Genomic DNA, 23,228 nt, shown 5'->3' with positions numbered 1-23,228 from the left:
ATGTCTGGAGACCAGTTGTCATGACGCTCACCCTCGAACCCGGGGTCGACCAGCGGGTGCCGCTGCTGCGGAGGCTGGGCCGACTGCTGGTCGACCGGCGGCGCGCGGTGCTGATCGCCGGCACCGTCGTGCTGGTCATCGCCGCCGCGCTGGGCGCCGGCGCGCAGAAGGCGCTCTCGCTGTCGCGCTTCGAGGCGCCCGGCTCGCAGTCGAACCGGGCGGAGCAGCTGCTGCACCGTGAGTTCGGCCACGGCAGCCCCAACATGATCCTGCTGGTCACCGCCAAGCACGGCACCGTCGACGACCCCGCCGTCGCCGCCGCCGGCCGGGCGCTGGCCGAGGAGCTCGGCGCCTCGGCCGGCGTCCGGACCACCGGCTCCTACTGGGCGCAGGGCAACAGCCCCGCGCTGGCCGCCACCGACCGCGGCAAGGCCCTGGTCACCGCCTGGCTGGACGGCACCGCCACCGAGTCCCGGGAGCGGCTCGCCGACCTCTCGCCGAAGTTCACCCGCGAGACCGCCGACATCAAGGTCGAGGTCGGCGGCCAGGACGAGGTCTTCCGGCAGGTGGGCGCCCAGGCCCGCAAGGACTTCCTCGGCGCCGAGGCGATCGTGCTGCCGATCGTCCTGCTGCTCCTGCTCGCCGTCTACCGCCGCTGGTCGGCCGCCGGGCTGACCATCGGCGTCGGCCTCTTCTCGGTGCTCGGCACGCTGACGCTGCTGCGCGGGGTCACCGCCTTCACCGAGGTCTCCACCTTCGCCGCCAACCTGGCCCTGGTGATGGGCCTGGGGCTGGGCATCGACTACAGCCTGTTCATGATCTCCCGCTTCCGCGAGGAGTCCGCGGCCGGCCACGACAAGCACACCGCCGTGGTCCGCGCCGTCGAGCGGGCCGGCCGCACGGTGATCTTCAGCGGCATCACCGTGGCCATCTCGCTGCTCGCCCTGTTCGCCTTCCCGTTCCCCTTCCTGCGGTCCTTCGCGTACGCGGGCGTCTTCGTGGTGCTCACCGCGATCGTCGGCGCCGTCGTCCTGCTGCCCGCCGCGCTCGCCGCCGTCGGGCACCGGGTGCTGCGGCCGGGCGCCGCCGGAGCCGCCCGCCCGGTCGAGGACGGCCGCTGGTACCGGCTCACCCGCCGGGTGATGGCCCGCCCGCTGGTCTGGGGCACCGCCGTGGTCGCCCTGCTGCTGCTCGTCGGGGCGCCGTTCCTCGGCGTGAAGTTCGGCCTGCCCGACGAACGGGTGCTGCCGGCCGACGCCACCAGCCGGGTCGTCCAGCAGCAGGTCCGCGACGCCTTCCCGGCCCGCGAGACCGACGCCCTCCAGGTCGTCGCCACCGGCGTCGCCGACCCGAAGGGCACCGCCGGACAGACCGGGGCCTACGCGGCGAAGCTCTCCGCCCTGCCCGGCGTCTTCCAGGTGGACACCTTCACCGGCTCCTACGCCGGCGGAAAGCTGCGCACCCCGCCGACCGCCGACTCCGCGCGCTTCGCCACCGGCTCCGGCGTCTGGCTCACCGTGATCCCCGAGGAGGCCGCGCTGGCCGGGGACATGCCCGGGCTGGTCGGCAAGGTCAGGGACGAGGCCGCGCCCTACCAGGTGCAGGTCGGCGGCTTCCCGGCCGACATGACCGACTTCCGCTCCCGCCTGCTCGGCGCGCTGCCCCTGGTGGCGGGACTGATCCTGGTGCCGACCTTCATCCTGCTCTTCCTGATGACCGGCAGCCTGCTGATCCCGGCCAAGGCCACCGTCTCCAACCTGCTCAGCCTCACCGTGATGTTCGGCGCCCTGGTCTGGGGCTTCCAGGACGGCCACCTGGCCGGCCTGCTCGACTTCACCTCGGCCGGGTCGATGGAGCCCAGCATCCCGATCCTGATGTTCTGCATCGCCTACGGGCTGTCGATGGACTACGAGGTCTTCATCGTCTCCAGGATCAAGGAGGAGCACGACCGCGGCGTGGACACCGAGACCGCCGTCGCCACCGGCATCCAGCGCAGCGCCCCGCTGATCACGGCCGCCGCGGGCATCCTGGCCCTGACCTTCGCGGTCTACGCCACCGGGTCGGTCGTCTTCCTCAAGGAACTCGGCGTCGGCCTCGCCCTCGCCGTCCTGGTCGACGCCGTACTCGTCCGGGCGATCCTGCTGCCCGCCGTGATGCGCCTGGCCGGCCCCGCCAACTGGTGGGCCCCCGCCCCCCTCCGCCGCCTCCACGCCCGCTTCGGCCTCACCGACTGACCCACTCACCCCCCCCGGTCCCGGGGCGGCCCCCGCCGCCCCGGGACACCCACCAGACCCGGAACGGGCGGAGCCCAGAACGCGAAAGGCCCCGGAGAGAATCTGATGCTGTTGGTGAATTGTGTCTGATCGGCTGCGGTGAGTGATGTCGGTCTCCGAGACTTGTCTCGGAGACCGACATTTCGTTGTTGTGGGGGTGTGTGGTGTCGATGCGTGCGGACGGGCCGGGTGAGGTCCCGATGGAGACGGTGCGGGTGGCGCGGGCGGCGTTCCCGAAGGGCAGTCTGGCGATCCGGATCCGGGACGAGCTGGGAGTGCTGTTCACGGATGAGCGTTTCGCCGACCTGTTCCCGGTGCGGGGCAGGCCGGCGTGGTCGCCGGGCCGACTGGCGCTGGTCCTGGTGCTGCAGTTCGTCGAGGGGCTGACCGATCGGCAGGCCGCGGAGGCGGTGAGGGCGAGGATCGACTTCAAGTACGCGCTCGGGTTGGAACTCGGCGATCGGGGTTTCGACTTCTCGGTGCTGTCGGAGTTCCGGGACCGGCTCGTCGAGGCGGACGCGGGGCGGCGGGTGCTGGACGACATCCTGGACGCGGCCCGGGGCGAGGGCCTGTTGAAGGCGGCGGGCCGGGCCCGGACCGACTCCACCCATGTGTTGTCCGCGGCCCGTGAGCTCGGCTGGCTGGAGATGGTGGCCGAGACGCTGCGGTCCGCGTTGAACGCGCTCGCCGAGGCCGCCCCGGGCTGGTTGGCGGACGTCGCCGATCCGGACTGGTTCCGGCACTACGCGACCCGGGTCGAGGAGTCCCGCTTCCCCAAGAGCCGCGCCAGACGGGAGGAGGTCGGGCGGCGGATCGGCGCTGACGGAGTGCGCTTGTTCGAGGCCGTGACCTCCCCCGACGCGCCCGCGGGACTACGGGATGTGCCGCAGGTCCAGGTGCTGCGGCAGATCTGGGTCCAGCACTTCCACCTGGTCGGGGACGAGGTGAGGCGCCGGGACCCAAAAGACCGGCCGCCGGGCGCGATGCGCCTGGTCACCCCCTATGACATCGAGGCGCGTGGTGGTGTGAAACGCGACGTCGTCCGGGACGGCTACAAGGTCCATGTCACCGAGACCTGCGAGCCCGACACGCCGAACCTGGTGACGAACACGGTCACCACCGAGGCCACCGTCCCCGACAACGTGATGGCCACGACGATCCACACCGGTCTCGCCGCCCGTGGCTGCCTGCCCGGTGAGCACTGGGTCGATGCCGGATACCCCACCGCCGCCCAGATCGTGACCGCCCGCACCGAGCACGGCGTCGACCTGCAAGGACCGGTGGCCGCCAGCACCGCCGCTTCGGCCGGCGGGCCCTTCGGGCAGGACGCGTTCACCATCGACTGGGACCGGCGGCAGGTCACCTGCCCGAACGGGATCACCAGCACCCAGTGGCATCACCGGCACTCGCAGCAGGGCCTGCCGGTGATCCGGGTCCGCTTCAGCCCCGGCGACTGCCGCCCCTGCCCTCACCTGAGGGAATGCGTCGACTCGCCCAAGGCCGAACGACGTGAACTCAACCTGCGGCACCGGGACGAGTACGAAGCCGTCCACGCTGCCCGCGCCGAGCAGCGGACCGACGCCTGGAAGGACCGTTACAAGATCCGCGCCGGGATCGAAGGCACCATTTCACAGGGCGTCCAGCGCTGCGGCCTGCGCAGATCCCGCTACCGGGGCCTCGCGAAGACCAGCCTCCAACACCAGCTCACCGGCGCCGCGATCAACCTCGCCCGCACACGCCGGGCCCGCACCCGCACCAGCCACCTCGCAGCACTTCGCCCCGTCGAGCAACAGCTCGACGGGGCGAAGTGATCAGGACCCCGAATTCACCAACAGCATCGGATCACCGGCCGGGGCCTTTTGTCTTTCGGGCTGTTGTGGCCGGGGCCAGGGTCTGGCTTGTTGCCGGTATCGCCCTCAGCGCCGTCACCGTGATTGTCGAGCTTGCGCACCCGGGGACGTCCCGGACCGTCCGGCGACCGCCTCGACGGTCTCCTGCGGTGGCAACTGCTCACCCCGGGAACAGCGGCGATCCCTTTGGCCACCACCGGAGGAGCCGGCGCTGGTGTCGGTGGTCCGTGCGAGCCTGTGTGCATCGGTGGGGAGGGAGTACGGCGTTGCCGAAGAGCAAGGTTCGCAGGAAGGCCGAACAGAAGGTCAGGCGGAAGGTCTCGCCCAAGGTCAAACCCGTGGCGCTGTACCACGACATGGCCGTGTACGAGAACTTTGAGCGTTGCGCTCCGCGCATATTCGAGGTCCTTTACAAGGCGCAGCAGGCCAAGCCAGGGGCGCCCCGGCTGATGTACTTCGATGTGCAGGGCCATCGGAACAACGAAGGCGGCTACGACCACGACGCCTGGGAGATGCTTAAGGACTTCCTGCCCGAAAAGGTGCTCCCCTACCTGACCGAACTCCGCACCCCGTTGTACGTGGCGAAGAACCCGCGTAGGCAGAACGACATGGTCCCGGAGCAACTGCTCGTGGGCTACCCGGAAGGGGAAGAGAAGTCGTTCTGGTACGACATCGACTCCCTGCCCCTGCGCACCCGGGAAACCGAGGAGAGCAATCGTAGGACCTACCCGTCCAAACAGTCGATCATGAAGTACCTCGGGATCGCCGAGGAGTGCCTGATCTGTTGGGGCTCACCGGTCGAGCGGGCGCACGTGGTTCCCGCTGCCCTGGGCGGCTCGATGGATGTCCGGAACTTCGCCCTGCTCTGCGTAGAGCACCACCGCCAGGCTCCGGACATCGCCGACGCTGAGGCTTTTTGGGCGTGGGTCGACTACGCCGAGCTACGCGATTCGGGTAGCAAGTGGCAGCGGGCGCCCGAGGAGGTGAAGCGCTGGGTGAAGGCTGGCGGTGGCCGGGTCGAGCCCGTCGATCGCGGAGAGACGGCTTTCCTGGCCGCTGTGGAGTTCGAGCTCCGTCACCTCTACAGGTGGTCTGACGAGGACTTCGCCAAGGTGTCCTGGGCCTTCCTGGAGGAGTATCACCACGTGCTGGACCGTGCGACTGGGCGGCATTTCGGTGTCGAGCGGAAGGTTGCCACCCATGCCTGGGCCTACCACGTGGCCATGCTGAGGCTCTCCCGTTCCTGAGGCCAGTGCGCAGCGACCGTGGCTGGCGAGAAGTGATCTCGTCGGCCCACCGGTCGTCCCGGAGGCCCTGCGGGCCGACTGGGGGCTGGAGGCTCAGGGGCCGGTGCGGCCAGCGAGCGGTTGAAGGAGACGGGGCCAGTGTTCTGGCAGGTCAGGGCGCTGATCGGACTGGCCGACCTCCTGGCGTAGCCCGTACCCGCTTATTGGTCGGCTTGCCTGAGCCGTTGGCGTACGGGTAGGCGTACCAGGGCATGCAAACGGCCCCGGAGATTGATCTCTCCGGGGCCGTTCTGCCTTTTCAGGCGGTTGTGGCCAGGGCCGGGGTCGAACCGGCGACCTTCCGCTTTTCAGGCGGACGCTCGTACCAACTGAGCTACCTGGCCGTACTGCACCGTCTCTTGCGAGACGAGCGATCCCGACGGGACTTGAACCCGCGACCTCCACCTTGACAGGGTGGCGAGCTAACCAACTGCTCCACGGGACCTAGGAGTGGCGAACCACTTCAGGTCTTGCGGCACAACACTTTACTACGGTACTGCGTGCCCCCAACGGGATTCGAACCCGTGCTACCGCCTTGAAAGGGCGGCGTCCTGGGCCACTAGACGATGAGGGCTTGCGGCCTGTCCGGCTGTTTCCAGCGTTCGGGGACGTCGAGAAGCATATGGGATGTCGGGCCGAACGCCAAAACGGGTTTCGGCCGGGCGGGCGGCGGGGGTCAGGACCAGCCCAGCTCGTCGAGCTCGTGGTCGTCGAAGCCGAAGTGGTGGGCGACCTCGTGGATGACGGTGGTGCGGACCTCCTCGACGACCCGCTCGCGGTCGTCGCACAGTCGCAGGGTCGGGCCGCGGTAGACGATGATCCGGTCCGGCAGGACGCCCGCGTACCACTCGCCGCGCTCGGTGAGCGGGGTTCCCTCGTAGAGGCCGAGCAGCTCCGGGTCGGCGGGGTCGGGCTCGTCCTCGACGAAGACGGCGACGTTGTCCATCATCGCGGCGAGTTGCGGCGGGATGCGGTCCAGCGCGTCGGCGACCAGTACCTCGAACTCTTCCCGGGTCATCTCCACCGGTTCATTGTCGGGTCTGCGATGACGGTGTGCCAGGCGGTCGGAGCCGGTGTTTCATGGGGCTGTGGCGACCTCGGAGGATGTGGTGGCGGACGGTGCGGCGGCCGGTGCGGTGCGGCGGCGGCCGCCGGTGCTGCGCGGGCAGGGGCCGGCGGTGGCCGTGGTGGCCGTCGGCGGGGCGCTGGGCGCGAGCGCCCGGTACGGCGCGGGGCTGCTGTGGACGACCGGGCCCTCGGCGTTCCCGTGGACGACGCTGCTGGTGAACGTGGTGGGGTGCGCCGTGATCGGGGTCTTCCTGGTGGTGGTCACCGAGGGCCGGCCGGCCCATCCGCTGCTGCGGCCGTTCTTCGGCACCGGCGTGCTCGGCGGGTTCACCACCTTCTCGACGTACGCGGTGGACACCCGCCGGCTGCTGGAGGAGGGGCGGCCGGGACCGGCCCTGGCGTACCTGGGGCTGACCCTGGTGGCGGCGATGGCGGCGGTCTGGGCGGCGGCCGCGGTGACGCGCCGTCTGCTGCTGCGCGGGGCCGGGAGGCGGGCGTGAGCGGGGAGACGGGTGTGACGGGTGCGACGGAGTCCCCCCGGCTGGGCGGGCCGGCGCTGCGGCTGACGGTGCTGGTCGGCGAGAACGAACGGTGTCACCACCGCCCGCTGTACAGCGAGATCGTGCACCGGGCGCGGGCCGCCGGGCTGGCCGGGGCGAGTGTGTTCCGGGGGGTCGAGGGGTTCGGCGCGTCCTCGATGGTGCACACCGCGCGGCTGCTGTCGCTGAGCGAGGACCTGCCGGTGGCGGTGGTGATCGTGGACACCGAGGAGCGGGTGCGGGCGTTCCTGCCCGAGCTGGCGGAGCTGGAGGTGGAGGGGCTGGCGACCCTGGAACGGTGCGAGGTGCTCCGGTACGCCGGGCGGACCGGCGGGCCGGCGACGGGGCCGGGACCGGGACCGGGGCCGGGGGAGGCCGGGGCGTGAACTGGCTGCTGGTGGTGGCGGGCGCGATGGTCGGCGCGCCGCTGCGGTACCTGACCGACCGGGCGGTGCAGTCCCGGCACGACTCGGTGTTCCCGTGGGGGACCTTCGTGGTGAACGTGTCCGGCTGTCTGATCCTCGGGCTGGTGACCGGGGCGGTGGCGGTCGGCGCCGCGTCCTCGCACGTCCAGCTGCTGCTCGGGACCGGGCTGTGCGGGGCGCTGACCACGTACTCGACCTTCTCGTACGAGACGCTGCGGCTGACCGGGAGCGGGGCCGGGCGGTACGCGCTGGCCAATGTGGCGGGCAGCATCGCGGCGGGTCTGGCGGCGGCGTACGCGGGGGCGGGGCTGGCCTCGGCGCTCTGGGGCTGAGCACACGCAGGGCCGTGGGGCCGGGCGCGGCGCTCCGGGCCCGTCCGGGTGCTTCCGGGGGCCCACCCGTGTCCGGGCGCCCGGCAGACGCGTTGGACACCCGCAAGGGTGGCCGTGCGCGGTGGGTGGGCGGTCCGGGCGGGGCGGGTGCAGGAGAGGGACTCGGTGGCGGCGATGCGTGCGGTGCGGGTGGTGCGTGCGGTGACGGAGCGGGAAACGGCGGTGGTCCGGAGCGCCGTGGTGCGCGGCGCGGCGGTGCTGGCGGTGGCCGGGCTGGGGCTGACCGGCTGCATGTCGGTCGGGCCGGGTGCGGAGGAGAAGCGCGGTGTGGTGCCGGTCGGCCAGGTCGGAACGCCGACCAGGCCGGGGGCGACCCCGTCGGCCTCGCCGAGCGGCGGCGGACACCCGGGGGGTGCGGTGGGGCGGTCGGAGCGTGCGGTGGGCGCGCAGGCCCAGAGCGCGCCGACCGGGGGGATGAACGCGGCGCCCGGTGAGTCGGCCGGCGGTGCGGTCGGTGCGGCGGGTGCGGGCGGCGGCAACGGCGGGGGCGGTGCGATGGGCGCGCCCGCCGGCGTGGAGCCGGTGCCAGCGGCGGCCCCCGGTGAGGCCGCGCCCGGCGCGACCGGCACCACGGGGGGCGCGAGCGCCAGCCCCGCGCCCCGTCCGGGCGCCGGCGGTACCAGCACGGGCGGAGCGGCCGGGGGTGCGGCGGGCAGCGGCGGCGCGGGCGGCAGCGGTCACCCCTCCGGCGGGGCCGGGAGCACCGCGGGCGGCGGAACCGGCGGCTCCGGCGGCTCGACGGCGCCCGCCCCGGCGGCCAGCCCGACCGGGCACTCGTCCTCCCCGGAGCCCGGCCACACCACGCCCCCCGCCCCGACCGCCACCACGGCCCCGGAACCGACCTCCGCCCCGAGCGTCACCGCGCCCACCAGTTCGGGTGCGCCGGGCGGCCACTAGCGAGGGGGTGTCTTCGGACTACCCCCGATCCGCAGCCTGGCCAGCGCATTTGCCTCAGATCCCCAGGCTCCTCTATGGTGGTAGATCGTTCGTTTGATCCATTTGACTGGCGCCCTACTCCCATCTGGCGCCCTTGGCGCGTTCCGGCGATCCGTGGCTGACCGCATAGAGGCGGTTGTGAAACAGAACCCCGGACTTTGGCGCGTGCCACTTCCGGAAGGTTTTGCATGTCTCTCATTGACGACGCCCGCTTCGCCATGCCCGCGAGCGAGTCCGCCGCCGATGCCACCACCACCGCCCCCGCCGAGGCCGACGCCGAGCTGATCGCCGCCGTCGACGCCGTCGAGGACACCGACACCGACACCGACGCTGCCGACACCGCAGCCGACGAGGCTGTCGAGGCCGAGGAGGCCGACGAGGCCGCCGACGCCGAGCCGACCATCACCTTCGGCGACCTGGGCCTGCCGGACGAGGTCGTCCGCGCCCTCGCCAAGCGCGGCGTCACCACCCCGTTCCCGATCCAGGCCGCGACCATTCCGGACGCCCTGGCCGGCAAGGACGTGCTGGGCCGTGGCCGCACCGGCTCCGGCAAGACCCTCAGCTTCGGCCTGCCGCTGCTGACTCGCCTCGCCGACGGCGAGCGCACCCGCGCCAAGCACCCGCGCGGCCTGATCCTCGTCCCGACCCGCGAGCTGGCCATGCAGGTCGCCGACGCCCTGGAGCCGTTCGGCTCGGTGCTCGGCCTGCGCCTCAAGGTCGTCTGCGGCGGTACCTCGATGTCGAACCAGATCTACGCGCTGGAGCGCGGCGTCGACGTCCTGGTCGCCACCCCGGGCCGCCTGCGCGACCTGATCAACCGCGGCTCGGCCAAGCTCGACGACGTCCAGGTCGCCGTCCTCGACGAGGCCGACCAGATGGCCGACATGGGCTTCCTGCCCGAGGTCACCGAGATCCTCGACAAGGTGCCGGCCGGCGGCCAGCGCCTGCTGTTCTCCGCCACCCTGGAGAACGAGATCGACACCCTGGTGAAGCGCTACCTGAACAGCCCGGTCACCCATGAGGTCGACCCGTCGGCCGGCGCCGTCACCACCATGACCCACCACATCCTCGTGGTGAAGCCCAAGGACAAGGCGCCGATCACCAACGCGATCGCCGCCCGCAAGGGCCGCACGATCATCTTCGTCCGCACCCAGATGGGCGCCGACCGCGTCGCCGAGCAGCTGGTCGAGGCCGGCGTGAAGGCCGACGCGCTGCACGGCGGCATGACCCAGGGCGCCCGCACCCGGGTGCTCGGCGACTTCAAGGACGGCTACGTCAACGTCGTCGTCGCCACCGACGTCGCCGCGCGCGGCATCCACGTCGACGGCATCGACCTGGTGCTCAACGTCGACCCGGCCGGCGACCACAAGGACTACCTGCACCGCTCCGGCCGCACCGCCCGTGCCGGCCGCTCCGGCACCGTCGTCACCCTGGTGCTGCCGCACCAGCGCCGCGGCGTCTTCCGCCTGATGGAGGACGCGGGCGTCGACGCCAGCCGCCACATCCTCGACCACGCCTTCGACGTCGAGGTGGCCCGGATCACCGGTGCCCGCTCGCTGGTCGAGGTCCAGGCGGAGAGCGCGGCCAACATCGCCGGTGCCGCCGAGCGCGAGGTCGCCGACATGACCCGCCAGCTGGAGCGCGCGCAGCGCCGCGCCGCCGAGCTGCGCGACGAGGCCGACCGCCTGTCGGCGCGGGCCGCGCGCGAGCGGGCCGAGCTGGGCATCGAGGACGAGGCCCCGGCCGCCGAGGCCGAGACCGAGGGTGCGACCGCCGCCGACGAGACCGCCGCCCCGGCCGCCGCCGAGCCGGCCGCCGCGGTGACCGAGGAGCGCACGCCGTCGTACCGCGAGGCGCGCACCGAGCGTCCGGCGTTCAACCGTGACCGTGACGACCGCGGTGGCCGTTCCTTCGGCCGTGACCGTGACGAGCGTGGTGGCCGCTCCTTCGGCGACCGCGACCGTGGTGGCCGCTCGTTCGGTGACCGTGACCGCTCGTTCAACCGTGACCGCGACGACCGTCCGGCCCGCTCGTTCGGTGACCGTGACCGCTCGTTCAACCGTGACCGCGACGACCGTCCGGCCCGCTCGTTCGGTGACCGCGACCGTGGCTTCAACCGTGGTGACCGCGACGACCGCGGTGGCCGTTCCTTCGGCGACCGTGACCGTGGCTTCAACCGTGGTGACCGCGACGACCGCGGTGGCCGTTCCTTCGGTGACCGTGACCGCTCGTTCAACCGTGACCGCGACGACCGCGGTGGCCGCTCCTTCGGCGACCGTCCGGCCCGTTCCTTCGGTGACCGTGACCGCTCGTTCAACCGCGACCGCGACGAGCGCGGCGGCAGCAACAACCGTCCGTTCGCCCGCCGCGACGACCACCGCTCCGGCGGCCGTCCGCAGTCCGGTGGCTTCAACCGTGGTGAGCGCGACGACCGCGGTGGCCGCTCCGGTGGCTTCAACTCCGGCTTCAACCGCGACGACCGCAAGCCGCGCTGGAAGAACTGACACCGCGCAGCACCTCACGTCGGGTAGCCCCTGACGCACCCGCGACGGGCCCGCTCCACTTCGGTGGGGCGGGCCCGTCGCCGTTCGCGCGCCGCCGTTCGCCGGCCCGCCCGGCCGGTTGTTCTGTGGCCGAGAATAACCAGTGGCGCGGTGTGCCCGCCGTGGCCTACCGTCGGCGCCATGAGCAGCAGAACGCAGGTGGCGGTGGTGAACGAGGGCATCGCCGAACGGGGGAGCTACCGTGCGACCGGGGGCGAACTCGTCGAGTTGACGGAGCAGTTGGCGGCGGCGCGGGCCGGCACGGTGTCGTACGGCCCGGCCGGGCTGGACGCCCTGGTCGCGGCGGGCGGCCCCGGTCCGATGGCGGCGGGCGCCGTCGAGGTGACGGCCGAGGGCAGCGTCCAGGCGGCCCACCGGCTGGTCGCGGCGGGCGCGGGCCCGGTCGGGGTGCTCAACTTCGCCTCCGCGCGGAACCCCGGCGGTGGCTACCTGCGCGGTGCCCGCGCCCAGGAGGAGGACCTCTGCCGCAGCGCCCTGCTGTACACCTGCCTGCTGGAGGCGCCGGACTACTACGAGGCGCACCGGGCCTCGACCGACCTCCGGTACAGCCATCGGGTGATCGTCTCGCCCGACGTGCCGGTGGTCCGGGGCGAGGACGGCGGGCTGCTGGCGCGGCCGTACGGCGTCACGTTCCTGACCTCGCCGGCGCCGAACGCGGGCCAACTGGCGCTGCGGACCCCGGGGGGCGTGAACGTGCGGGGCGTGCTCGCCGAGCGGGCCGAGCGGGTGCTCGCGGCGGCGGCCCGGCACGAGGTGCGCGCGCTGGTGCTCGGGGCGTGGGGCTGCGGGGTGTTCCGCAACGACCCGGCCGAGGTCGCGGAGGCCTTCGAGTACGCGCTGGCCCGCTACGGCGCGGCCTTCGACCGGGTGGTCTTCGCGGTCTGGGACCGGACGCCGGTCTCGCCGAACCGGGCCGCCTTCGAGCAGCGGTTCGGCGGTTGACGTCCCGGGTGATCGCGGGGCACCGGGCCCTTCGGGTCACCGGTGCCCGCAGGTCACCTGTTCTTTCGGGTCACCCGTGCTTTCGGGTCACCAGGGCCGAGGTGAGCACCGAGGCGGAGGTCACCACTCCGGTGACGGCGAAGACGGACGGCCAGGCGCCCATCTTCTTCGCCAGCGGGTGCGAGCCGCCGAAGGCCGCCACGTACAGCCCGGTCAGCGCCGCCGCGGCGGGTGCTCCCGAGCGCCGGTACCACTGGGCGGCGGCACCCGCGCCGGCCACGGCCAGCACCGCACCGCCGAGCTGTCGCTTCCCGGTCCACCGGGCGACGCCGTAGCCGCCGACCAGACCGCTCGCCGCGGTCAGCGCGGCCGGTGCGGTGCTCGCGAGCGCGTTCGGGATCCTCGCCATCGTCGACTCCACTCCTCGGCGGATCCGGTGCGGATCCGCGGCGGGTTCTCGGGATTCCCCGGGCTTCCGACGATAACCCGCCGCCTTCCCCGGCCCGCCCCGGCCCCCGGCCCTACCGCACCGCCCGCTCGAAGGGCAGCGCGGGCGCGACGGCCGCCAGCCGGGCCGCGGCCTCCTCCGGCGCCAGGACCCGTTCCAGCCGCAGGTCGCCGGGCACCTGCTCGACGAACCGCCCGGCCGCCCAGCTCCGTTCGTACGGCTGCGGGTCCAGGACGAGGGTCCGCACGCCGTCCACCACCGGGATGTCCTCCGGCATGCCCTCGTTCCAGATCCAACCGCCGTCCGGCGCCACCAGGTTGAACGCGCCCGTCGCGATGAACCGGCGCCCGTCCAGCCACCGGGTGCGGCTGAGCGCGACCACCTCCGGGTCGGGGCGGGTGCCGGGCAGGTGACCGCCGCCGATCAGCGCCTCGGCGAGCAGCGTGTGCAACTGGAAGTTGTCGGTCAGACCGTCCATCCGCAGCAGGTAGCCGGTGCCGCTCGGGCGGTGCAGCACCAGCAGCGGTTCGTCGTCCAGGGCGGCGGCCAGGTACCGCAGGCCCTTGAGGTCGTGCCGCTCGGACCGCTCGCGGTAGCGGTCGATCAGCTCGGCGAGCACGTCGGTCACGCCGTCGGCCCGGGCCGCCCGGCGCACGGCGGCGTGCGTGCAGAGCGCGAACGCGGCCCGCTGCCACAGATCGAGGGTCCACCAGCCGGCCACGGCCCGGTGGGCGTGCCACCCGGCCACCCGCCCGTGCCCGTGCCCGTGTCCGTGCCCGTCCGTGCGCGCGTCCGTCCGCCCTTCCCCGAGGAGCCGGGCGTGGGCCCGGCCCGGGTCGTCCCGGTCGGGGTCCGGCAGGTCCTCCTCGTCGCTGTCGTCGCTGTCGGCCCACCGGTCGATCAGCAGCAGCGCCCCGGTCAGCGCCTCGCGCAGCCCGGCGAGCACCCGGTCGGCGCAGGCCACCGGGTCGGCGCCGCGCTCCACGCAGGCGCCGACCATCATCGCCAGGTGCGCGCGGGGGAACGCCGGGGTGTCCGTGAGCAGTGCCGCCAGCCGGGGCCCGACCGCCGCCGACTCCGCCTCCCCGGCCGGCCCGAGCAGCCCGCCCAGCCGGCGCAGCGCCGCATCGAAGCGCTCACCCCCGTCGGGGCCGTCCGCCGGACCGGCCACGGCCGCCTCCAGAGCGCCCACCGCCCGGTCGAGTGCGGACTGCTGACTGTCCGACGGCCCGCCGGGGCGGCCGTCCTGCGAGGAGTGAGGGTCGAACACCATTCGCCGCAGCATAGGGGCTGTCAGTGCCGGGTGAGAGACTCGCCCGGTGACCGAGCACGAGATCACCGACGGCCTCTACCGGATCCGGAACGTCGCCACCGGCCTGCTGCTGGAGGTCCCCGGCGGCAGCCGGCGCAGCGGCGTGAAGGTGCTGCTCGCCGCCGAGGACGGCTCGGACGCCCAGCTCTGGCGGCTGACCGCCGTCCACCCGGGCGGCGCGCTGTTCCACGTCGAGAACGTCGCCGGCGGCAAGCGGCTGGACGTCACCGGCGCCGCGACCGACGACGGCGTCCCGGTCCAGCAGTGGTCCGCCAACGCCTTCGGCGCCCAGGAGTGGCTGGTCGAGCACCACGTCGACGACCCCGGCACCTGCACCCTCACCAGCTTCATCAGCGGCAAGCCCCTCACCGCCCCGACCGACGACCCCACCACCCCCGTCCACCAGTGGGAGGACGTCGACTCCCCGACCCAGTGGTGGCGCCTGGAACGGCGGCCCTGGCTCAGTCGACCGGTCGGTCCAGCCGGTACCCGTCGTGCTTGAAGACCGAGCGGTCGTGCCAGCGCAGGAAGTCGTGGGCGCGCGGTGCGGCCGGTCGGCCGTGCGGGTGCGGCACCGGTCGGTCGTGCAGCGCCCGGACCGCCTCGCCGGCGGGCGAGTCGGTCCGGAAGTGCGGGGAGATCCGTACGGTGCGGTCCTCGGTCACCCCGAGCACGCCGAAGTCGAACAGCGCGTGGTGCAGCGAGCAGAGCGCGAAGGCGTTGGCCAGGACGTCCGGGCCGCCCTGGCTGTGCCACCGGATGTGCGCGGCCTCGACGCCGACCGGGTGGCGGCCGAGCCGGCCGTCGTACCCGCAGAACGCGCAGGCGTGGTCGAACGCCCGCAGCACGTCGGCGGCGAACCCGGCGGCCCGCACCCGCCGTCGGACCAGCCGGAACACCGGGTCGGGGGCCGCACCGGCGTCCGGATCGCCGACGCCCGGATCGCCGACGCCGAGGCCGGTGACGCCGAGGCCGGTGACGCCGAGGTCGGCGATGTCCAGGTCCGGCAGCCCGACGTCCGCCTGCTCGCAGATCGCCGCCTCCAGGGTGGGCGTGAAGTGCCGGTCGAGCAGCAGCCGGACGGCGATCGGCCCGGCCGACGGGTCCTCGGTGAGCAGCCGCTCGACCTCGGGCCGCAGCCGCCCCACCGCGCCTGCCCCGCGCAGTGCCGCGCCGCTCTCCCGGACGTCCTTGGCGTCGAGTTCGCGCCCGGCCGCGTCGCAGAGCGACCAGAGGCTCCGCTCCAGGTGGACGAACGGCATCGCCGCCCGCTGCACGGCCGTCGCGCGGCCGACGGCCGGCCCGAAGTCGTTGATCAGCCGGCTGACCGGCTCCTCGGCCTCCGCGTAGCCGACCAGGCTGCTGCCCAGCCGGGCGTGCCGGCCGAGCAGCCAGAGCAGCAGCAGTGGCTTGTGCGGGGCCCGGACCCCGCCGGTGTTCGCCTGCCGGAGCCGCCCCAGGGCGGTGAGCAGTTCCCCCCGCTTCATCGCTTCACCCGCGCCCGGCTCCCGCGCTACGCCGACAGGTTGGTGCGGAGGGCGTCGAGGTCGGCCTCGGTGGCGCCGTGGGCGTGCAGGTAGGCGGGGAGGGAGCCGTGCTCGTCGTGGATCCAGGCGAAGGAGGAGGCGAGCAGCTCCGCCGAGACCGGGCGGGAGAGCCGCTCGGCGCCGGTCTCGTCGAGGTACGGGGCGGGGCCGTCCAGCAGGCCCAGGCCGGTGTTGGAGAGCAGGTAGTCGGCGGTGATGTCGGCCTCGGAAGCGCCCAGCAGGGACTGGACGACGGCGATGGTCAGGCCGGTGCGGTCCTTGCCGACGGCGCAGTGGACGACGGCCGACAGGGTGCCGGGGGCGCCGAGCCGGCGGATCGCGGCGACCAGCGACGGGCCGGCGGTGGAGGCCATGAAGGGGTAGAGCTCGACCTGGTCCTCCGGCCAGGGGCGAGCGGCCTCCTCCGGCTTGGCGGGCAGGGTCGGCAGGTGCAGCGCCTCGTGGTCGAGGTCGTGCCGCAGGTCCGGGAAGGCGTCCAGCTCGTGCCAGCTGCGCAGGTCTATGACGGTGCGCAGGCCGAGGGCCTTGAGCCGCAGGGCGCCCTCGGGGGTGAGGGTGTGGAAGGAGCCGGAGCGGAACAGCACGCCCCGGCGGAGCGCACCGACGCCCCCGGCGTCACGGAAGTTGCGCACGCCGGGGATGTCGATGAAGGCGGACTGCACGTCGTCGGTCATGGCCACCACCGTACGGTCGCGGACCGGGCCAGGGGAAGGAAGAGGCCGGTCCTTTCGATCTTCGCCGGAGGTCCTGTTCCCCGTGTTGCTCAGCGGCCGCCGGAGACGTCCAGGAACGCGCCCGTGGAGTACGAGGAGGCCGGCGACAGCAGGAAGAGGATCGCCTCCGCGACCTCCTCGGGCCGACCGCCGCGGCGCATCGGCAGAGCGGGTGCGACCCGGTCGACCCGGCCGGGCTCGCCGCCCAGGGCGTGGATGTCGGTGTGGATCAGGCCCGGACGCACGGCGTTGACCCGGATGCCCTCGGCCGCGACCTCCAGGGCCAGCCCGCGGGTCATCGAGTCGACGGCCCCCTTCGCCGCCGCGTAGTCCACGTACTCGTTGGGCGAGCCGAGCCGGGAGGCCGCGGACGAGACGTTGACGATGGCGCCGCCGCGCCCGCCGTGCCGGGTGGACATCCGGCGGACGGCCTGCGCGGCGCACAGGAACGGGCCGGTGATGTTGGCGGCCCAGATCCGGTTCAGCCGCTCCTCGTCGATGTCCTCCAGCCGGCTCTGCCGCTCCAGCGTGCCGGCGTTGTTCACCAGGGCGGTGAGCGGGCCGAGCTCGGCGTCGACGGTGTCGAACAGCCGGGCCACCTCGGCGCTGCGGGTGACGTCCGCCCGGACGGCGAGCGCGGTGCCGCCGTCGGCCCGGATCGCGTCCACCACGGAGGCGGCGGCGGCCTCGTCCGCCCGGTAGTTGACGCACACCCGGTAGCCGCGCCGCCCGGCCAGCAGCGCGGTGGCGGCGCCGATGCCGCGCCCGGCACCGGTGATCAGAACGACGTCGGGCTGCGCGGAACCGTTCGTTGTCGACATGCTCCGCACCCTACCCGCCCGCCGCGCCCCGGCCCGGGCCCCGGGAAATCGCTCGCCCGGCGCGGCCCCGCCCGGCAGACTCGTTCCTCCGGACCGGCCGACGAGAGGAGTCCCGCCATGTCCACCCCGCCGACCGCGCCGACCCCCGGCACCGTGCTGCTCTCCGGCATCGTCGGCTCCACCGCCTACGGCCTGGCGCACGCCGGCTCCGACCTCGACCGGCTCGGCCTGTTCGCCGCCCCGACCGAGGACTTCCACGGCCTGCGGCCCCCGGTCGAGTCCCAGGTCACCACCGCCCCGGACCGCACCCTGCACGAGGCCGCCAAGTGGTGCCGGCTGGCCCTGCGCTGCAACCCCACCGCCTCCGAACTGGTCTGGCTGCCCGACGACCTCTACGAGGTGCGCACCCCGCTCGGCGAGGAGCTGATCGCGATCCGCCGCTCCTTCCTGAGCGCCGGGGCCGTGCGCACCGCCTACCTCGGCTACGCCACCCAGCAATTGCGCAAGCTGCGGACCCGGGACACCACCGATCCGGCCACCCGCGCCCGCGCCGCCAAGCACGCCCGCCACCTGGTCCGCCTGCTCGAACAAGCCGTCCATCTGCACGGGGCCGGCCACAACCTGGTCCGGCTGCCCGACCCCGAACGCGTCCGCGACCTCGGCGAGCGCATCGCCGACGACCCGGCCCGCGCCGAGGGCCTGCTCGCCGCCGCCACCGAGCGCCTCGACCGCCCCGGCGTCCTGCCCGACCGCCCCGACGACCGCCCCGCCGAGGCCTGGCTCCGCCGTGTCCGCACCGCCCACTGGACCGACCGCCCACCGACCGCCCACCGCACGAACCACCCACCGGACAGCCACGCGTGAGCCCGACCCCACCGGGTAGGATCACGGCGGCCCGCCACCACCCCGGCCGGGCCACGGGCCGCTAGCTCAATTGGCAGAGCTGCGGACTTTTAATCCGTAGGTTCAGGGTTCGAGCCCCTGGCGGCCCACTCGGGCGTAGGCCGGAACGATCGGCGTTCCCCTGCCCTCGCCCCAGGCATGCGACCGGCCCGTCTCCCGGAAGTTCCGGGGGACCGGGCCGCGGTGCGTGCCGGTGCTGCGGGGAGCGGTCAGGCGAGGCCGCCGGCGGCGGCGATGACCTGGCCGGTGATCCAGCGGGCGTCCTCGGAGGCGAGGAAGGCGATGACGTCGGCGATGTCCTCGGGCTCGCCGACCCGGCCCAGCGGGGTCATGCCGGCGACGGCCGGGAACTGGTCGCGGATCGGGGCGGTCTGGTCGGTGTTGACCAGGCCCGGCAGCACCGAGTTGACGGTGATCTGGCGGGCGCCGAGCTCCTTCGACGCGGCCAGGCCGAGCGCCTCGACGGCGGCCTTGGTGGCGGAGTAGACGCCGAAGCCGGGGAACGGCTGCTTGGTGTAGCCGGTGGAGATGTTGATGATCCGGCCGCCGTCGTTCAGCAGCCGGGCGGCCTGCTGGATCGCGTAGAACGTGCCCTTGAAGTTGACGTCGATGACCCGGTCGAGGAGGTCCGAGCCGACCTCGGCGAGCGCGCCGATGGCGCCGATGCCGGCGTTGTTGACCAGGATGTCCAGCGAGCCGAAGGCCGCGACGGTCTCCTTGAAGACCCGCTCGACGTCGGCCGGGACGCCGATGTCGCCCTGGATCGCGATGGCCCGGCCGCCGGCCGACTCGATCGCGGTGACGACGGCCTGGGCGGACTCGGCGTCGCTGTGGTAGTTGACCGCGACCTGGGCGCCGTCGGCGGCCAGGCGCAGGGCGGTCGCCCGGCCGATGCCGCGCGAGGAGGCGGTGACGAGGGCGGTCTTGCCGGCGAGCTTCTTGGTGGCGGTCATGGTGATTCGGTGCCTTTCCGTTCGTGGTGGGCGATGTGATTAATGTAGCGGTCGCTACATGCAATCGCAAGCAAGTTGGGGAAGGTCGGCCGGGAGCCCGGGCTCCCGGCCGAGCCGGGGTCAGACCGGCAGCTCGATCGACAGGCCGTGCCGGAACACGTTCCTGGGGTCGTAGACGGCCTTGACCTGCTGCAGGCGCGGGTAGTTGTCCTTGTAGTACAGGCGCTGCCAGGGGATGCCCGAGGTGTTCAACTGCGGGTCACGGGCGTCCGTGTCCGCGTAGTTGATGAACATGCCGTCCGTGGCCACGTTCAGGCCGGGCACACCGCCGGTCTCGGCGTACAGCTCGCGGAAGAACTGCCGCAGCCACGCCAGGTGGACGCCGTCCTGGGCGGGGTCCGTCCACAGCGCCGCGCACTGGACCTTGAGGATCGAGTCCCGCTGGGCCACCGCGGTGTCGGTGGAGGACCACCGGTTCACCTGGCCGCCGTATGCCGAAATGAGCATCAGCGCACCGGGGTTGAAGTAGTCGGTGCGGGTCAGGTTGCGGTACATCGCGTCGATCTGGACGGCGGTGAAGGCCCTGCGCTGGTACCCGGGCTTGCCCTTGAAGCGGTACGTCGGGTCGGGCCCGGTGAATCCGCCCCACTGGGTCGCGTGCAGCCAGGGGACGAGCCGTTCCTCCACGACCACCGGGGCGACGCCGACGCCGGCACCCACGGCCGCGATGTAACTGTCCAGCATCTGCTGGCTGTTGGCGCCCGTCGCGTCCATCTGGACGGTGAGGGTGATCGATCCGCCGGACTGGTGCGGGAGCTTGAGCTCGCTGAACATCGCGCAGTACGGCGAGGTGGTCCCGCTGTTGGCCTCGTGCCACTGGCCGTAGTTGGTCATCAGCTGGGTGAACGCGGCCTTGGACAGGCTGGACCAGGCCCAGTTGACCGTGCTGATCCACACCGTGGACGGCGGCTTGGGCAGCAGGGTGGCCGGGTTGGTGCTGCTGGTGGTGCCGGTGGCGTCCGGCGAGCGCAGCCAGTAGCGGGTCGCGATGCCGAAGTTCCCGCCGCCGCCACCGGTGTGGGCCCACCACAGTTCGCGGTGCGGATCGCCCGGGTTCCGGGTGGCGATCACGCTCCGGGCGGTGCCGGAGGCGTCCACGATCACCACCTCGACGGCGTAGAGGTAGTCGACGATCAGGCCGTACTGCCGGGACAGCGCGCCGTAGCCGCCGCCCGGCAGGTGGCCGCCGATGCCCACCGAGGGGCAGGCCCCGCCGGGGACCGTGACGCCCCATCCCTTGTACAGCTTGTCGTAGACCTGGCCGAGCCGGGCGCCGGCCTCGACCTCGAAGGCCTGCCGGGTGCTGTCGTACGAGATCCCGTTCATCTCCGAGATGTCGATGACGACCTTCACGTCCGAACCGGCCACGAAGTCCTCGTAGCAGTGGCCGCCGCTGCGGACCGCGACCCGCTTGCCGGCGGTGACGGCCTCCTGGACCGCCGCGACCACCTGGGCGGTGGTGCCGGTCAGCCGGACGTAGTCGGGAGTCCCGACGAACCGCTGGTTGGCGCCGGTGCGGACGTCGGGGAAGCGGCCGTCGGCCGGAAGGACCGTCACCGGTCCGAACACCGGATCGGTCGTGATCGTCGCGACCGACGTCGTGTCGGCGACTGCGATGCCCCCCGCAAGCCCCGCAGCCGCGGTCGCTCCGCCGATCGCGGCCGACCGTGCCATGAACCGTCTGCGGGAGAGTGAGCTGGTCATGATGTTCTTCTTCCTTTGCGCTGGGTGGCGAACCTGGATGGAGCGACGGGGAAGCTGTGGTCGGGCCGGGTTCCGCGCGGTGCGGAGGTCCTCACCGGCCGTTGTCGTGGGCCGCGGCCAGGGCCGGGGCCGGCGCGTCCGGGGCCGGCGGGGCCGTCCGGCGGGGGCGGCTGAACCGCCGCATCATGGGCTGCTCGACCAGCGTGTGGAGCAGCCAGGAGGCCACCACGGTGATCGCGAGGCCCAGGAGCAGCAGGGCGAGCGCCTGGGGGGTGTCGAAGAGCCTGGCCCCCAGCCGGGCGCGGAGCCAGATCAGCAGCGGGACGTGCAGGAGGTAGAAGGCGAAGGAGATCTCGCCGAGCCAGATCGCCGGACGGCTGTGCAGCACCGTCCGCTTCCCGGCCAGGTCGCCGGCCGCCACGGCCGGAACGATCAGGGCGAGCGGGACGAGGGTGGCCGCGTCGAGCCCGTAGACGTACGGCAGCCGCATCGCCAGCGCGTACGCGGCCACGAAGGCGATCACCGCGGTCAGCGGGCCGATGGCGATCCAGCGGCCGGAGAGGACGATCCGCGCCATGACGATGCCGAGGACGAAGTCCAGCGCCCGGACCGGCGGGAGGGCGTAGACCGCCCAGAACTGGTAGAGCCCGATCGGCTGGCCGTCGGCCATGCCCGGGGTCGTCGGCAGCAGGACCTGGGCGGCCACGGCCACCAGGACCACGGCGGCGACGACGCCGCCCGCCCACCACCACAGCCGGTCGGCCCGGATCCTCCCGATCCAGCGGGCCAGCCACGGGAACGCGAAGTAGAAGAAGGCCTCGCAGGCCAGCGACCAGCTCGGCGGGTTGGCGCTGAAGAGCACGTCGTAGCTGGGCACCCAGGAGTGCACCAGGAGGAGGTTCGGCAGGACCTGGTTCCACTGGACGCTCTGGCCGATGACCACCAGCGCGACCAGGAAGCCGACGACGTGGTTCGGGTAGACCTTCACCAGCCGGCGCCGCCAGAACCCCCGCAGGGTGTCCCCCGGCCGCTGGGCCATGGTGAGGACGAAGCCGCTGAGGACGAAGAAGAACGACACTCCGACGTGCCCGGCGTTGATGAAGAGGTCGTGGTAGAGGCCGGCGAAGCCGGTGTCGGCGAAGAGGTTCACCCAGATCCCGTGGTGCAGGAAGACCATCGCGGCGGCGATGAAGCGCAGTCCGGTCAGGGACGGCAGCCGGCTGCCGCGGACCGCCGCGGGGTCCGGTCTTGGCGCCTTGGACATCGTGGGTACCTCCCGGGGTGCTGATCGGTGACGACGGGGCCAACATAGTCAGCAAGTTCATGCATTTGCAAGCAATTAGTCGAACAAAAGTCCATGGCTATGCGCGGTTGACAGGCTCGCGACCCTCGCTAAGTATTTGCTACTGCATGCAATCCGCACTCCGGATCGCTCTCTCCTGGAAGGACTCGCCGATGCGCGCGCTCGTCATCCCCGTCTACGGTGGCCCCGAGGTGCTCACCCTCTCCGAGCTGCCCGTGCCGGAGCCCGGACCGGGGCAGATCCTGGTCCGCACGGCCGCCGCCGCGGTCAACCCGGTCGATCTGCTGACCCGTTCCGGCGCGCTGGCCGAGCACATCGGCCACCCGCTCCCGCTGGTGCCGGGCTGGGACGTGTCCGGCACGGTGGAGGCGCTCGGCAGCGGGGTGACCCGGTTCGCCGCCGGCGACCGGGTGATCGCGATGATCGGCCAGCTGGCCACCGGTATCGGCACCTGCGCCGAGTACGTCGTCCTCGACGCGTCCGCCGCCGCGCTCGCGCCCGGGAACACGGACCTGGTCGACGCGGCCGCGCTGCCGCTGGCGGGGCTCACCGCGCACCAGGCGCTGGAGCAGCTCGCGCCGGAGCCCGGCTCGACCTTGCTGGTCAGCGGCGCGGTGGGCGCGGTCGGCGGGTTCGCCGTGCAGCTCGCGAGCGCGCTGGGGCTGCGGGTGATCGCCCATGTGCGGCCCGGGGACGAGCGACTGGCCCGGGAGCTCGGCGCGGCCGAGGTGCTCCCGGCGGACGCCCCGGTGCCCGCCGGTGTCGCGGACGCGCTGCTGGCGACCACCGGCGATCCCGGCCGGGTGCTGGGCGCGGTGCGCGACGGCGGGCGGGCGGTCACGGTGTACGTGCCCGACCCGCCGGCGGCGGAGCGCGGCATCACCGTGTCCACCTGCTTCGCCAGGGAGGACGGGGAGCGGCTCGCGGAGGTCTCCGGTCTCGTCGAGAAGGGCGTGCTGACGCTGCGGATCGCCGGCGTCCTGCCGCTCGCCGAGGGCGCCGCGGCGCACGCCCGGCTGGAGGCCGGCGGGGTGCGCGGGAAGCTGCTGCTGTCGGTGTGACCGGCCGGGGCCGCCGGCCGGGCGGGCGCCGCGCGCACTGCACCGGCCGGTTGTCCTGCGGTACTGTTGATGTCCGTTTCCTGCTGCCTCGGAACTGCATGTGAATGCATAGGGTGGACGGCGGCCCC

21 protein-coding genes and 4 tRNA genes are annotated in these 23,228 nt (G+C 73.2%); 13 read left to right on the top strand and 12 right to left on the bottom strand.

Features of this window, described 5'->3' with window-relative positions; translation table 11 throughout:
* The first annotated feature begins 20 nt into the window (after positions 1-20).
* The 3 genes from ACFU9E_RS24235 to ACFU9E_RS24225 all read left to right on the top strand — a co-directional run bounded on the left by ACFU9E_RS24235 (position 21) and on the right by ACFU9E_RS24225 (position 5,370).
* Complete coding sequence (locus ACFU9E_RS24235; protein WP_380682252.1) at positions 21-2,234, top strand: MMPL family transporter; 2,214 nt, start codon at positions 21-23, stop codon at positions 2,232-2,234.
* A 203-nt stretch (positions 2,235-2,437) separates the two neighbouring features.
* The gene (locus ACFU9E_RS24230; RefSeq protein ID WP_380682253.1) at positions 2,438-4,084 is read left to right on the top strand and encodes an IS1182 family transposase; all 1,647 of its coding nucleotides are present in this window, start codon (positions 2,438-2,440) and stop codon (positions 4,082-4,084) included.
* A 305-nt stretch (positions 4,085-4,389) separates the two neighbouring features.
* Complete coding sequence (locus ACFU9E_RS24225; RefSeq protein ID WP_380682254.1) at positions 4,390-5,370, top strand: HNH endonuclease signature motif containing protein; 981 nt, start codon at positions 4,390-4,392, stop codon at positions 5,368-5,370.
* Between the two features lie 309 nt (positions 5,371-5,679).
* Here ACFU9E_RS24225 and ACFU9E_RS24220 read toward each other — a convergent pair.
* From ACFU9E_RS24220 to ACFU9E_RS24205, 4 genes are all read right to left on the bottom strand, one after another.
* Positions 5,680-5,753 (bottom strand) — tRNA-Phe (locus tag ACFU9E_RS24220).
* A 27-nt stretch (positions 5,754-5,780) separates the two neighbouring features.
* Positions 5,781-5,854: transfer RNA gene (locus ACFU9E_RS24215), tRNA-Asp, on the bottom strand.
* A 56-nt stretch (positions 5,855-5,910) separates the two neighbouring features.
* Positions 5,911-5,983 (bottom strand) — tRNA-Glu (locus ACFU9E_RS24210).
* 102 nt (positions 5,984-6,085) lie between these two features.
* Positions 6,086-6,427: a metallopeptidase family protein gene (locus ACFU9E_RS24205; RefSeq protein WP_355367122.1), complete on the bottom strand. Its 342-nt coding sequence runs from the start codon at positions 6,425-6,427 to the stop codon at positions 6,086-6,088.
* A gap of 70 nt (positions 6,428-6,497) precedes the next feature.
* On the opposite strand from ACFU9E_RS24205, the gene crcB (ACFU9E_RS24200) reads away from it, so the two are divergent.
* The 6 genes from crcB (ACFU9E_RS24200) to ACFU9E_RS24175 all read left to right on the top strand — a co-directional run bounded on the left by crcB (ACFU9E_RS24200) (position 6,498) and on the right by ACFU9E_RS24175 (position 12,275).
* Entirely contained in the window at positions 6,498-6,977 is a 480-nt protein-coding gene (gene crcB / locus ACFU9E_RS24200; RefSeq protein WP_380682255.1) for a fluoride efflux transporter CrcB, read from the top strand.
* 14 nt (positions 6,978-6,991) lie between these two features.
* The gene (locus ACFU9E_RS24195) at positions 6,992-7,402 is read left to right on the top strand and encodes a DUF190 domain-containing protein (RefSeq protein WP_380682256.1); all 411 of its coding nucleotides are present in this window, start codon (positions 6,992-6,994) and stop codon (positions 7,400-7,402) included.
* Positions 7,399-7,773 (top strand): fluoride efflux transporter CrcB, encoded by a 375-nt coding sequence (gene crcB, locus ACFU9E_RS24190; protein ID WP_380682257.1) that lies wholly within the window; start codon positions 7,399-7,401, stop codon positions 7,771-7,773. The genes ACFU9E_RS24195 and crcB (ACFU9E_RS24190) overlap by 4 nt, the downstream gene beginning before the upstream one ends.
* Positions 7,774-7,938: 165 nt before the next feature.
* On the top strand, positions 7,939-8,730 hold the full coding sequence (locus ACFU9E_RS24185; protein WP_380682258.1) for a hypothetical protein: 792 nt from the start codon (positions 7,939-7,941) through the stop codon (positions 8,728-8,730).
* Between the two features lie 227 nt (positions 8,731-8,957).
* Positions 8,958-11,273 (top strand): DEAD/DEAH box helicase, encoded by a 2,316-nt coding sequence (locus ACFU9E_RS24180; RefSeq protein ID WP_380682259.1) that lies wholly within the window; start codon positions 8,958-8,960, stop codon positions 11,271-11,273.
* 180 nt (positions 11,274-11,453) lie between these two features.
* Positions 11,454-12,275: a TIGR02452 family protein gene (locus tag ACFU9E_RS24175; RefSeq protein WP_380681929.1), complete on the top strand. Its 822-nt coding sequence runs from the start codon at positions 11,454-11,456 to the stop codon at positions 12,273-12,275.
* 70 nt (positions 12,276-12,345) lie between these two features.
* Here the strand turns inward: ACFU9E_RS24175 and ACFU9E_RS24170 are convergent, their stop codons facing one another.
* The gene (locus ACFU9E_RS24170) at positions 12,346-12,684 is read right to left on the bottom strand and encodes a hypothetical protein (RefSeq protein ID WP_380681928.1); all 339 of its coding nucleotides are present in this window, start codon (positions 12,682-12,684) and stop codon (positions 12,346-12,348) included.
* Between the two features lie 112 nt (positions 12,685-12,796).
* Entirely contained in the window at positions 12,797-13,996 is a 1,200-nt protein-coding gene (locus tag ACFU9E_RS24165) for a hypothetical protein (RefSeq protein ID WP_380681927.1), read from the bottom strand.
* Positions 13,997-14,042: 46 nt separating this feature from the next.
* Here ACFU9E_RS24165 and ACFU9E_RS24160 point away from each other — a divergent pair, with 46 nt between their 5' ends.
* Entirely contained in the window at positions 14,043-14,537 is a 495-nt protein-coding gene (locus ACFU9E_RS24160) for an RICIN domain-containing protein (protein ID WP_380681926.1), read from the top strand.
* On the opposite strand, the gene ACFU9E_RS24155 is transcribed toward ACFU9E_RS24160, so the two are convergent.
* The 3 genes from ACFU9E_RS24155 to ACFU9E_RS24145 form a co-directional block, all read right to left on the bottom strand.
* Positions 14,497-15,522, bottom strand: a complete 1,026-nt coding sequence (locus tag ACFU9E_RS24155; protein WP_380681925.1) for a phosphorothioated DNA-binding restriction endonuclease — start codon at positions 15,520-15,522, stop codon at positions 14,497-14,499. The genes ACFU9E_RS24160 and ACFU9E_RS24155 overlap by 41 nt on opposite strands.
* 26 nt (positions 15,523-15,548) lie before the next feature.
* Complete coding sequence (locus tag ACFU9E_RS24150) at positions 15,549-16,256, bottom strand: tyrosine-protein phosphatase (RefSeq protein ID WP_380681924.1); 708 nt, start codon at positions 16,254-16,256, stop codon at positions 15,549-15,551.
* 89 nt (positions 16,257-16,345) lie between these two features.
* A complete protein-coding gene (locus ACFU9E_RS24145; RefSeq protein WP_380681923.1) occupies positions 16,346-17,116 on the bottom strand; it encodes an SDR family oxidoreductase in 771 nt (256 codons plus the stop codon).
* Positions 17,117-17,233: 117 nt separating this feature from the next.
* Between ACFU9E_RS24145 and ACFU9E_RS24140 the strand changes: the two genes are divergently transcribed.
* Together ACFU9E_RS24140 and ACFU9E_RS24135 are read left to right on the top strand one after the other, a co-directional pair.
* Positions 17,234-17,980, top strand: coding sequence for a DNA polymerase beta superfamily protein (locus tag ACFU9E_RS24140; RefSeq protein ID WP_380681922.1), 747 nt, complete (start codon positions 17,234-17,236; stop codon positions 17,978-17,980).
* 55 nt (positions 17,981-18,035) lie between these two features.
* Positions 18,036-18,108 (top strand) — tRNA-Lys (locus tag ACFU9E_RS24135).
* 120 nt (positions 18,109-18,228) lie between these two features.
* On the opposite strand, the gene ACFU9E_RS24130 is transcribed toward ACFU9E_RS24135, so the two are convergent.
* The 3 genes from ACFU9E_RS24130 to ACFU9E_RS24120 form a co-directional block, all read right to left on the bottom strand.
* On the bottom strand, positions 18,229-18,972 hold the full coding sequence (locus ACFU9E_RS24130) for an SDR family oxidoreductase (protein WP_355366981.1): 744 nt from the start codon (positions 18,970-18,972) through the stop codon (positions 18,229-18,231).
* 120 nt (positions 18,973-19,092) lie between these two features.
* Positions 19,093-20,736, bottom strand: coding sequence for an FAD-binding oxidoreductase (locus ACFU9E_RS24125; protein WP_380681921.1), 1,644 nt, complete (start codon positions 20,734-20,736; stop codon positions 19,093-19,095).
* Between the two features lie 91 nt (positions 20,737-20,827).
* Positions 20,828-22,000 carry an acyltransferase family protein gene (locus tag ACFU9E_RS24120; protein ID WP_380681920.1) on the bottom strand — a complete coding sequence of 391 codons (1,173 nt, stop codon included), beginning with the start codon at positions 21,998-22,000 and terminating at the stop codon, positions 20,828-20,830.
* 146 nt (positions 22,001-22,146) lie between these two features.
* On the opposite strand from ACFU9E_RS24120, the gene ACFU9E_RS24115 reads away from it, so the two are divergent.
* Positions 22,147-23,100, top strand: coding sequence for an NADP-dependent oxidoreductase (locus ACFU9E_RS24115; RefSeq protein ID WP_380681919.1), 954 nt, complete (start codon positions 22,147-22,149; stop codon positions 23,098-23,100).
* Positions 23,101-23,228: the final 128 nt, after the last annotated feature.

This window comes from Kitasatospora sp. NPDC057595 (genome assembly GCF_042800875.1).
Taxonomy (GTDB): Bacteria; Actinomycetota; Actinomycetes; order Streptomycetales; family Streptomycetaceae; genus Kitasatospora.
The sequence above is the reverse complement of the archived record's forward strand: the minus strand, read 5'-3'. Positions and strand labels throughout refer to the sequence as shown.